We start from the raw sequence: 9744 nt of genomic DNA, 5'->3' as shown, positions 1-9744 counted from the left end.
CTCCATGCGGGGGAGAAGTACTGTTCTCACGACGTCGTTCAATGCCCTATCCGCTTGGGCAGCGGCTGGGTCATCGTGATCGACGACGACTTCGAATGCTTCAGTGGCGGTTAAGATTGCGCCCGGCACATGCGCCATGCCCTGCAGCAATGCGCTAATACCCAAATGTTCCACTTGGTTACTATTAGGCTCCAGACTCATTGATTTACAGCCAGAATAGGACTGTAGCAGCGAGAGCGATGGCCTAGAGGAATACCTTTGGGTATCTGTCATATCGGGTGGCGACGCGCCGCCAATCCTTCAGGCGTCCGATCATGATTTCAATGCGGTAGCGTCGTTTGTAGCGGCGCTTATCGTATCGGACAGGCTTGTCGCGTGACTTTCGACCTGGGATACAGGGCTTTATTCCCCTGTCATTAAGGGCTTCGCGGAACCAGTCTGCGTCATAGCCTCGATCTCCCAGCAGCCAGTCAGCCGATGGTATACTATTTACCAGAGCCCTGGCGCCCGTGTAAACGCTCACCTGGCCAGCGGATATGAAGAAGCGGATGGGGCGTCCGAGGCTGTCAGTAACGGCGTGCAGTTTCGTATTCATGCCACCCTTGGTGCGCCCTATCAGCCTGCCACGCCCCCCTTCTTCAACCTCTGGCTGGAAGCCGTGCGGTGCGCTTTGAGGTAGGTTGCGTCAATCATAATGGTCTTCTGATCGGTTCCCTCCGCAGCCAGCCCGTTCATGATCCGAGCGAACACACCCATATCGCTCCATCGTTTCCAGCGATTGTACAGCGTCTTTGACGGACCATACTCGCGAGGCGCATCGGACCAACGCAACCCATTGCGGTTGATGAAGATAATCCCACTCAGTACGCGTCGATCATCAACCCTCGGCTTACCATAGCTCTTGGGAAAGTAAGGCTGAAGCCGCGCCATCTGCTCATCGGTCAACCAGAATAGATTGCTCATGTCATACCCCTGAAACTCACGGACATGAATCAAGTAGGCGGGAAAGCGGCAACCAAATTAATAGGTCCAGAACCTAGCCAGCGATCTTGTCGTGCGGCAACGGACACAGCTCAGCAACACGCTACGCAGCACGTTGGGCGAATTCGGCATCGTGATTGCCCAGGGGATTGAGAGCACCGTGAAATCTGCATAGGCGGCGCTTGAAGGAGATCACCCAAGCATTCCTGAAGTCGCCATGAATATCATGTCGAACCTGTGCAATCAGATGGTCGCCCTGCATCTGCGTATCCTCTAGTACGACAAACGCATCCTGCTTGAAGGTCGAAGTGACACGCCCAAACCAACTGAATTTCGCCCAGGGACTTTCAACCCCCGAGCACAGAACGTACTGAAAACACTCACTCACGGTTAAACCGCCACCGTAGTATAGTGACCAGGTTTGCCGAAAGCGTGACAATCGTGGGGAAGAGTGAAGTCGGAATTCCGGAATATGCTGCGCAGCGACAAAGCGCCGGTTGTGTTGCAAAATTTTGGAACGATCAGAGTAAGCGTCTTACCAATCACACTTATCCTGCGATCTCAGCAAACACCCGAAAGCCAGAGGTGGCTGGGCCGGGGCGCTAGGGTACCCGCGCCTGCGGCAGGATGAACGGAACGCCGCTTGTGGGCAGGGTGCTGACCGGCAGATCGATGCCATAGACCTGCCGCATCACATCGTCGGTCAAGACCTCTGAAACCGTGCCGGTGCGCCAGAGCTTTCCGTTCGACAGCACGCAGACCTTGTCGGCGAACAATGCGGTCAGGTTCAGGTCATGCATCACGACCACGACGCCGCCGCCTTGATCGGCGAATTCGCGCGCGATGCGCAGAACCGTGAACTGATGCGCGATGTCCAGGCTGGCGACGGGTTCGTCCAGCAACAGCCAGCGCGGCCGGTCGCGCCGCACCGAGCTCCAGACCTGGGTCAGAACGCGCGCAAGCTGCACGCGTTGCTGCTCGCCGCCGGACAGGTTATGGTAGGAGCGCGGCTCGAACCCCGCAAGATCGACATGCGCCAGGGCGCGCGACGGCAAGGCGTCGTCGCCGTCGGCCAGGCCGCCGGGCAGGCCCAGCCGTACGACTTCCAGCGCGGTGAAGGGAAAGGCGACCGCCGAGGATTGCGGAAGAACGCCCCGCATCGCCGCCAGTTCCCAGGGCTGCAGGGCCGCGATGTCGAGGCCGTTCAGGGTGATCCGGCCGGTGTTCGGGATGTCGCCCGACAGCGCCCTGAGCAAGGTGGATTTGCCCGAGCCGTTGGGCCCGATGATCGCGGTGACCTGTCCGGGTTCGGCCAGACAATCCACATCGCGCAGGATCTGTTTGCGCCCGATGCGGACGCCGACATTTTCAGCTTTCATCATTCACATTCCCATCGATCCGTGGCGGCGCAGCAGGATCCAGAAGAACAACGGCGCGCCCAGAATGGCCGTGACGATGCCGATCGGCAGCTCGGCCGGGGCCACGATCACCCGGCTGATCATGTCGGCGGCCAGCAACAGGGCCGCGCCCAGCAAGGCCGCATTCACCAGCAGCCGGTGGTGATCGGGGCCGGTACTCAGCCGCAGCAGATGCGGCACGACGATGCCGATGAACCCGATCCCGCCCGACACGGCCACGGCCGCGCCGGTGGCGGCGGCCACCGTCAGGATCGCGATGTTCTTGCTGCGCTGCACCGGAATGCCGATGTGATGCGCCACCGCTTCGCCCATGGCCAGGCCGTTCAGGGCGCGGGCCAGACGCTGCGCGCACAGGATCGACGCCAGTATCAAGGGCGCGGCGGTGGCGACCTTGGTCCAGGTCGCGCCGGCCAGTGACCCCATGCCCCAGAAGGTCAGATCCCGCAGCTGTTGATCGTCGGCGACGTACACCATTACCCCGGACACCGCGCCGGACAGAGCCGCCAGGGCGATACCGGCCAGCAGCATCGTGGCGACCGAGGTCTGCCCTTGGCGCGTCGAAACGCGATAGAGGATCAAGACCGACGCCCAGCCGCCCAGAAAGGCGGCAACCGCGACCAGGCCACTGCCGACCCAGGCCAGAACGGCGGCGGGCAGAAGGTTGCCGAAGACGATGGCGGTGATCGCGCCCAGCCCCGCCCCCGTGCTGACGCCGACGATGCCCGGATCCGCCAGCGGGTTTCGGAACAGCCCCTGCATCACCACGCCCGACACCGCCAGCGCCGCCCCGACCAGGATGCCCATCGCCAGCCGCGGCAGGCGGATATCCCACAGCACGATCCGGTTCAGATCCGACAGGCCCCGGCCATGCAGCAGATCTGAAACGGCCATCTTCAGCGAGGCCCCGGACGCGCCGACCGAGACGCTGGCCACGCTGGTCACGGCCAGAAGGCCGATCAGGGTCAGGGTCACCCATGTCGCCCGCGACCTGCGGGCCTCGGCGGACGGGGGCGCGCCGTTGTCCAGTGCCAGCGTCATGAGCCCCTGACGCCCCGCAATGCGGCCGACAGATCCATGACCGCGTCGGCGGTGCGCGGGCCAAAGCCCAGCAGATAGGCGCCGGGCATCCGGATCAGCGCCCGGTTTTGCCCCGCCGAGGTCAGCCGGACCGCGGGCAGCGCGAACAGCTCTTCCTCCGAGAGGATCGCCTCGCCCTGGCGCTCCATCATCAGGATCACGTCCGGCGCGGTGGCGGCCAAGGCTTCGGGCGTCATCGTCTTGAAACCCGTCACATCGGCGGCCGCGTTCTTGCCTCCGGCCATCCGGATGATGGTGTCGGCCTGGGTCTCGGCCCCGCCGACGACAAACTCGCCGCCCCGTGCCGAAAGCAGGAACAGCACGTTCACCGGCGCGTCCTGCGCGGCGGACGACTCGGCCAGCGCCCGGTCCAGCCGTCGTGCGGTTTCGGCCGCCAGGGCTTCGGCCTCGGGCTCGACCCCCAGCGCAGCACCCACGGCGCGGATCTTGTCGATGACGCCATCGCGCGAGAATTCGTCGGCAATGGCGACGTAATCCACGCCGGCCTCTTGCAGCACCGCGATGGTCTCGGGCGGGCCCGACCCTTCGAGCGCCAGGATCAGGTCGGGGGCAACCGACAGCACGCCCTCGGGCGACAGGGCCCGGCGATACCCGACATCGGGCAGATCCGCCGCCTCGGGCGGCCAGGTCGAACTGCGGTCACGGCCGACCAGCCGGTGCTGCTGGTCCAGGGCATGGACGATCTCGGTCAGCGAACTGCCGATGGCGATCACGCGGTTGCTCTCGGCCTGCGCGGCCGCGGCCGAAACCAGCAGGGCGGCGCAGAGTGACACCAGGCCCCGCATCATGCCGCTCCGGCAGCGGCCGGGCCGGGCAGCGCCGCCACCAGCGCATCCCAGGCGGGGCGATGATCGGCCTTGCCGGTGCGGCGCCCGAAGATCTGCAGGATCAGGGCACCGTCCGCATCGAAAGCCTCGACCGAGATCGCCGGGCCGCGCTGGGTCGGCTTGTCGACGGCCCAGACCTCGGCGATGTGATTGCCGCGCAGATGCAGGTTGAAGCCCGGATCCAGCACGTTGAACCACGGCCCCATCTGCTGAAGATTTTGCACCGGGCCGCCGTGGATCTCGATGCAGCCGCGGTTGCCGACGAAGATCATCACCTCGATCTGCCGGTCCCGCACCTGTTCGAACAGGCCGGTGACCGCCGCGGGATCAACCGCGCGGGCCAGCGGTTCGCCCGCGATGCGATAGGCGCCCAGCCGGTTCATCCTGAGCTTGGAAGTCAGGCGCAGGAACTGGTGCGTGTCCGTCATCTTTGCCCATTCGCGGCGCAGCGCGTCGGCCTTGTCGGCATTGGTCTTGGGCGCTTCGGCCGGTTTGCGCGGCACGACCACCATCGTCTGGCCTTGATTCTCGGCGGCCGATGCCCGAACCAAGCTGTCCCAGTGGCCCAGGTCCGAGCCATCCCGCAGGATGATTTTGTGAACCGCGTCCCCGGCTGCATCGAACACCTGGATTGAGCGGCGCAGACCGGCTTCGGTTTCCCGCTCGACGGCAAAGACATGGTGCCATTGCGCGGGGAACATACGCAGGTCGATTTCTTCGGTCAGCACCATCGCGGCATGCTGGCCGCTGTGGTAATTGTCGTATCGCCCGATCTTTTCGATCACGCAGGACGGGTTGCGCGTCAGCGCCATGACCTCGCCCAAGCCGGCCAACTGGCCGAACAGCCCGTCAAGGCCGGGGGTCAGCCGCGTCACGCCCTGCCCGGCAAAGGCCGCGACCAGCTGGCCCTCGCTCAACCCCAGCGATTCCGCGAAATCGCGATCTCGCTGGCCTGTTTTCTGCGCATAGGCAGCACGAATATCCTGAGGAGCCATAAGCACCTGTTCCATAGCGGGTTTCCCGTCTTCATCGTGGTTCCAAGGGGGTGCTGGCCCGGGCGCTGATCGCAATCAGTGACCTGCTGGCAGTGCTGTATTTACAGGCACGAAATTATGTTGACTGTTTTAGTCACCTTTATTAACGAGCACAAGTCGCCGCGAAAAGGCGATTCCAAAAAACAGCAAAAAAACCGACCAGCGCCAGCGACCTGCAAGCATCTCCGGTCCTCACACTTGTTTCGAAGGGACAGAAATGCGTGCGCGTACACATATTGCAGGCCTGCTTGGGACTGCGTCTTGCCTTGGTTTGATGGCGTCCATGGTTTGGGCGCAGGAACAGGATGACGGGTTCCTCGGGACCCTGGTGCTGGGCGAAAGCAAACGCGAGATCCAGACCGGCACCGCGGTTCCGGTCACGAATATCGACCAGGAAGAGATCGATGACCGTCAGGCCAACACGGTGGCCGAGCTGATCGATTCGGTTCCCGGCGTTACCCTGGTGAACGGCTCGACCCCGCAAGGATCGGGCATCAATATCCGCGGATACGGGGCCAACGGCACCTTCGGCACCGACCAGAAGGTTCTGATTCTGGTCGACGGCGCCACCACCGGCGCGGAAGAGCTGTACCGGATCGGCAACCAGCTGTTCACTGATCCGCAGCTGTATAAAAGCGTCTCGGTCATCCGCGGCACGGTCGGGTCCTTCGAATACGGCTCGGGCGTCGTCGGTGGCGTGGTTCAGCTGGAAACCAAGGACGCGTCCGACTTTACCGGCGGCGAGCCTGGGTTCCGCTTCCGCCAGACGCTCGAAGGGTATTCCAACGGCAACGGCTTCGCCTCGTCGTCGATCCTGGCGTGGCAACCCAACCGGCAGACCGAATTCCTGTTCAACTACACCTATCGCGACCAGGACGATCAGAAGGACGGGAACGGCGACACGATCGGCAACAGCGCCTTTACCCTGCCTTCGCTGCTGGCCAAGGGAAAATACAGCTTTGGCGACAACCTTGAACATTCGATCACCGCGTCCTGGAACCAGTCCACTTCGGAAGAGCGCGACGTGCCCTATGACTCCTTCGGCACGACGGCGGACGCCTTCGGCAACGTGGACCGCGACATCGAAACCCGGATCGCCGTTCTGCGCTATCAGTACCGGCCGGCCGGCAACGATCTGGTCGATCTGGACGTCAATCTCAGCTATTCCGAGCAGTCCATCGACAGCAGCTATGTGCCCGGTTCGTCCAGCCGGGAAGGAACGCCCTTCTTCCCCGGCATCCGGGCGCTGGCCGATGCCACGCACAATTTCGAAACCACCAAGCTGACGATCAAGAACAGCGCGTATTTCCAGACCGGGGCGGCGTCGCATGATCTGCGGTTCGGGGTGGAATTCATCGAGCGCGAGCGGCTGGATGCCCCATCGGCGCCGGGTGGCACCGACCGCCGCATCGCGCTGTTTGCCGTCGACGACATCCAGCTCAGCGACCAGCTGACCGTGACGCCCGCGCTGCGTTACGAAATGCAAGACATCAAAGGCAACAGCGACGCGGTCGCGCCCTTCAACGCCAGCTATGACAACAACGCGCTGATGGGCGGCCTGTCAGCCCGTTATGAATTCGCCAGCGGCTTCGCGGTGTTCGCGGGCGGGGCCTATACCGAAAGCCTGCCGATCATCGACGATCTGGGCACACCGCTCTACATGACCCAGCCCGAGAAATCCCGCACCTGGGAGGCCGGCTTTTCCTATGACCGCGGCGACATCTTCGCCGCCGGCGACGTCCTGCGCGCCAAGGTCAATCTCTACAGCACCGATCTGTGGGACATCACCTCGTATGTGTCGGGCAGGCCGTCACGGCCCCTGTCCAAGGTCGAAACCGAGGGCGTCGAGATCGAGGCCTCCTACGCCCATGCCACGGGCTTCTACGTCGATTTCAACGCCAATATCGTCAGCGCCACCGAATTCAACGCGGCGGGCATCGGATCGCCGTGGCGCAACGAACCCACGGATTCTGCGCGGATCACTCTGGGCAAGCGCTTCGGCGAAACCCTGGATGTCAGCTGGGAGATCTTCGGCGCCAAGTCGGGGCTCGATTCCTCGGGCGATCCGGTGGGCGGGTACGGGGTGAACACCCTGCGCGCGACCTATCTGCCGCAAGAGGGCGCACTGGCCGGGTTCGAACTGCGCGCCGGGATCGAGAACATCTTTAACAAGGCCTATCAGCCGAACCTGTCGACCCGCAATTCGCCGGGCCGGAATTTCAAGCTGACCCTGGCCAAGACCTTCTGAACCCACACGGAAAGGACCCGTCATGACAAAAGCCGTGCATCACCTTGTTCGGGCGGTCCTGCTGGCCCTGCCCCCCATCGCGGGGGCGGGGTTGGCCAGTGCCGAGAACACGCAGCGAGCGGGCAGCGTCACGATCGAGCTCAGCTCGGCCGTGGACCAAGATCAGGGCTGCCTGCTGAGCTTCGTGGTCGAAAACGCCCATCCCGCGGATATCGGCGGCGCCGTCTATGAAACGGTGCTGTTCGGCGCGCAAGGCGAAGTGGCCCTGCTGACGCTGCTGGATTTCCAGGACCTGCCCGCCGGGCGGCCCCGCGTGCGCCAGTTCAAATTCACCGGCCTTGCCTGCAATCAGATCAGCCGGATCCTGATCAACGGGGTGCAGGACTGCGCCTATCCAGGTGATCTGGCCGATGCCTGCCTGTCCGGCCTGACGCTGCGCAGCCGCCTTGAAACCGAGTTGATTGGATGATCCGATGGATGCGTTTCTGCAAAGACTGACCGCAATTCTGGACCTGGGCGGCCCGGTCGTGGCGGTGCTTATCGCGACCTCTGTCGCGACCATGGCGCTGATCCTCTACAAGCTGTGGCAATACAAGGCCGCCGGGGTCGGGCGGCATGTCGAGCTGTCGCTGGCCATCGAAGCCTGGGACCGCAACGACCGGGCAACCGCGCGCGCGCATCTGGACCGAAGCCGCAGCTATCTGGCACCGGTGGTCGCCATGGCGCTGGACGGGCACGGGCCGGAACTGATGGACCGCGCCGATGCCGAGGCCGAGGCGCGCTTTGCCGGGCTGGAACGCGGGCTGAACGTGCTGGACATGGTCTCGCAGCTTGCGCCGCTTCTGGGGCTGTTCGGCACCGTGCTGGGCATGATCGAGGCCTTCCGCACCCTTCAGGAGGCCGGCAACGCGGTGGATCCGGCGCTGCTGGCCGGCGGCATCTGGGTTGCGTTGATGACGACCGCCGCGGGGCTGGCCGTGGCCATGCCCACCTCGCTGGTCCTGACCTGGTTCGAGGCGCGGATGACCCGCGAACGGGTCTTTACTAACCGCGCCCTGCGCACGGTGTTTGCCCCCGGCCACGCCGCCGCGCCACGCCCGGCCATTCCGTCCTCCGAGGCGCTGGCACTTGGCGCTTGAAACCCGCAAAAGGCGGCACCGGCGCTTGTCGATGACATCCTTGATCGATGTCATCTTTCTGCTGCTGCTGTTTTTCATGCTCACCTCGACCTTCTCGAAATACGCCGAGATCGAACTGACCACCGCCGCGGCGGGCGGTTCGCAGGCCCAGCGGTCCATCCGGTTCATCAAGCTGGAGCGCGACCGCATCCTGATCGACGGCACCGAAGTCGCGCCCGACGCGGTCGCCGCACGGTTCGACGGCCGAACCGACCAGCTGGCCTTGATCAGCCTGGGCGGCGGGGCGACCTCGCAGCAGTTGATCGACTTGCTGACCGCGCTGGAACCCGTGTCCCGGCTCAGCACGCAGGTCATCGGATGATCCGGCTGACCCCGAAAACGAAACCCGGCCGCGAGCCGACGATCGCCCTGATCAACGTGGTCTTTCTGATGCTGGTCTTCTTCATGATCGCAGGTACGCTGGCGCCGCCTCTGGGCGAGTCGGTGCAACTGGTGCGGACGGCGGATCTTGAAGGGCGCGAGCCCCCGGATGCGCTGGTCATCCGCGCCGACGGCGTGCTGGAATATCGCGGGGCCGAGCTGACGGATGTGGCGGCCTATGTCGAGCGCGCCTCGATCGACCTGCCATTGGATACCGTGCGGCTGGTGCCCGACCGGGCCTTGCCGGCGGTGCGGCTGAAAGAGGTCAGCGATGCCCTACGTACCTTGGGCGCCAACCGGGTCTTCGTCGTGACCGAGCGGGGCCTGCCATGATCCCGCAATCCCGCATCATGGCCGCCGCGCTGGTCGTGCTGGCCGCCGCGACCCACGCCGCCGCCCTGTTCGAATTCGACACGGACGAGGCGGTTTTCGTCGAAGGCGGTGGCACGGTTGCCCCTGCGGCGCTGGGGTCCTCGTTCCGGGATTACGCGGCTGGAACCATGGCCCCGCCCCCGGCGGCCGCGCAGCAGTCACCCGTTGCCCCGGCCCGGACCGCGCCAGAGGCCCCGGCCGACCGTG

The 9744-nt window shown here is 64.4% G+C and carries 11 protein-coding genes and 1 pseudogene; 6 read left to right on the top strand and 6 right to left on the bottom strand.

Translation table 11 applies throughout. The features are described from left to right. The 6 genes from GOW04_RS21835 to GOW04_RS21670 all read right to left on the bottom strand — a co-directional run. Positions 1-201, bottom strand: a 201-nt coding sequence (locus tag GOW04_RS21835) for a hypothetical protein (RefSeq protein WP_217356982.1), incomplete at its 3' end; no start/stop codon positions are given. 43 nt (positions 202-244) lie between these two features. Continuing rightward, a protein-coding gene (locus GOW04_RS21690) for an IS5 family transposase (RefSeq protein ID WP_171233984.1) occupies positions 245-963 on the bottom strand; the annotation gives its coding sequence in 2 pieces (ribosomal slippage) (positions 245-636 and positions 636-963; 720 coding nt in all). Positions 964-1583: 620 nt separating this feature from the next. Next, positions 1584-2363, bottom strand: a complete 780-nt coding sequence (locus GOW04_RS21685; protein WP_171117696.1) for a heme ABC transporter ATP-binding protein — start codon at positions 2361-2363, stop codon at positions 1584-1586. Continuing rightward, positions 2364-3437, bottom strand: coding sequence for an iron ABC transporter permease (locus GOW04_RS21680; protein WP_171233983.1), 1074 nt, complete (start codon positions 3435-3437; stop codon positions 2364-2366). Next, entirely contained in the window at positions 3434-4282 is an 849-nt protein-coding gene (locus GOW04_RS21675; RefSeq protein ID WP_371814432.1) for a hemin ABC transporter substrate-binding protein, read from the bottom strand. The genes GOW04_RS21680 and GOW04_RS21675 overlap by 4 nt, the downstream gene beginning before the upstream one ends. Beyond that, positions 4282-5334 (bottom strand): hemin-degrading factor, encoded by a 1053-nt coding sequence (locus tag GOW04_RS21670; protein WP_171233981.1) that lies wholly within the window; start codon positions 5332-5334, stop codon positions 4282-4284. The genes GOW04_RS21675 and GOW04_RS21670 overlap by 1 nt, the downstream gene beginning before the upstream one ends. Positions 5335-5632: 298 nt before the next feature. On the opposite strand from GOW04_RS21670, the gene GOW04_RS21665 reads away from it, so the two are divergent. The 6 genes and pseudogenes from GOW04_RS21665 to GOW04_RS21640 all read left to right on the top strand — a co-directional run. After that, positions 5633-7606, top strand: coding sequence for a TonB-dependent receptor domain-containing protein (locus GOW04_RS21665; RefSeq protein ID WP_254430237.1), 1974 nt, complete (start codon positions 5633-5635; stop codon positions 7604-7606). A gap of 22 nt (positions 7607-7628) precedes the next feature. Then, positions 7629-8075: a hypothetical protein gene (locus GOW04_RS21660; RefSeq protein WP_174830535.1), complete on the top strand. Its 447-nt coding sequence runs from the start codon at positions 7629-7631 to the stop codon at positions 8073-8075. A 4-nt stretch (positions 8076-8079) separates the two neighbouring features. Continuing rightward, positions 8080-8745: a MotA/TolQ/ExbB proton channel family protein gene (locus tag GOW04_RS21655; RefSeq protein ID WP_171233979.1), complete on the top strand. Its 666-nt coding sequence runs from the start codon at positions 8080-8082 to the stop codon at positions 8743-8745. After that, on the top strand, positions 8735-9106 hold the full coding sequence (locus GOW04_RS21650; RefSeq protein ID WP_171363754.1) for a biopolymer transporter ExbD: 372 nt from the start codon (positions 8735-8737) through the stop codon (positions 9104-9106). The genes GOW04_RS21655 and GOW04_RS21650 overlap by 11 nt, the downstream gene beginning before the upstream one ends. After that, entirely contained in the window at positions 9103-9498 is a 396-nt protein-coding gene (locus tag GOW04_RS21645) for a biopolymer transporter ExbD (RefSeq protein ID WP_171170702.1), read from the top strand. The genes GOW04_RS21650 and GOW04_RS21645 overlap by 4 nt, the downstream gene beginning before the upstream one ends. Then, positions 9495-9744 (top strand): annotated as a pseudogene (locus tag GOW04_RS21640) (hypothetical protein); the annotation flags it as partial. The gene GOW04_RS21645 and the pseudogene GOW04_RS21640, both read left to right, overlap by 4 nt.

It is taken from the genome of Ruegeria sp. HKCCA4812 (assembly GCF_013034245.1).
Classification (GTDB): Bacteria; Pseudomonadota; Alphaproteobacteria; order Rhodobacterales; family Rhodobacteraceae; genus Ruegeria.
The sequence above is the reverse complement of the archived record's forward strand: the minus strand, read 5'-3'. Positions and strand labels throughout refer to the sequence as shown.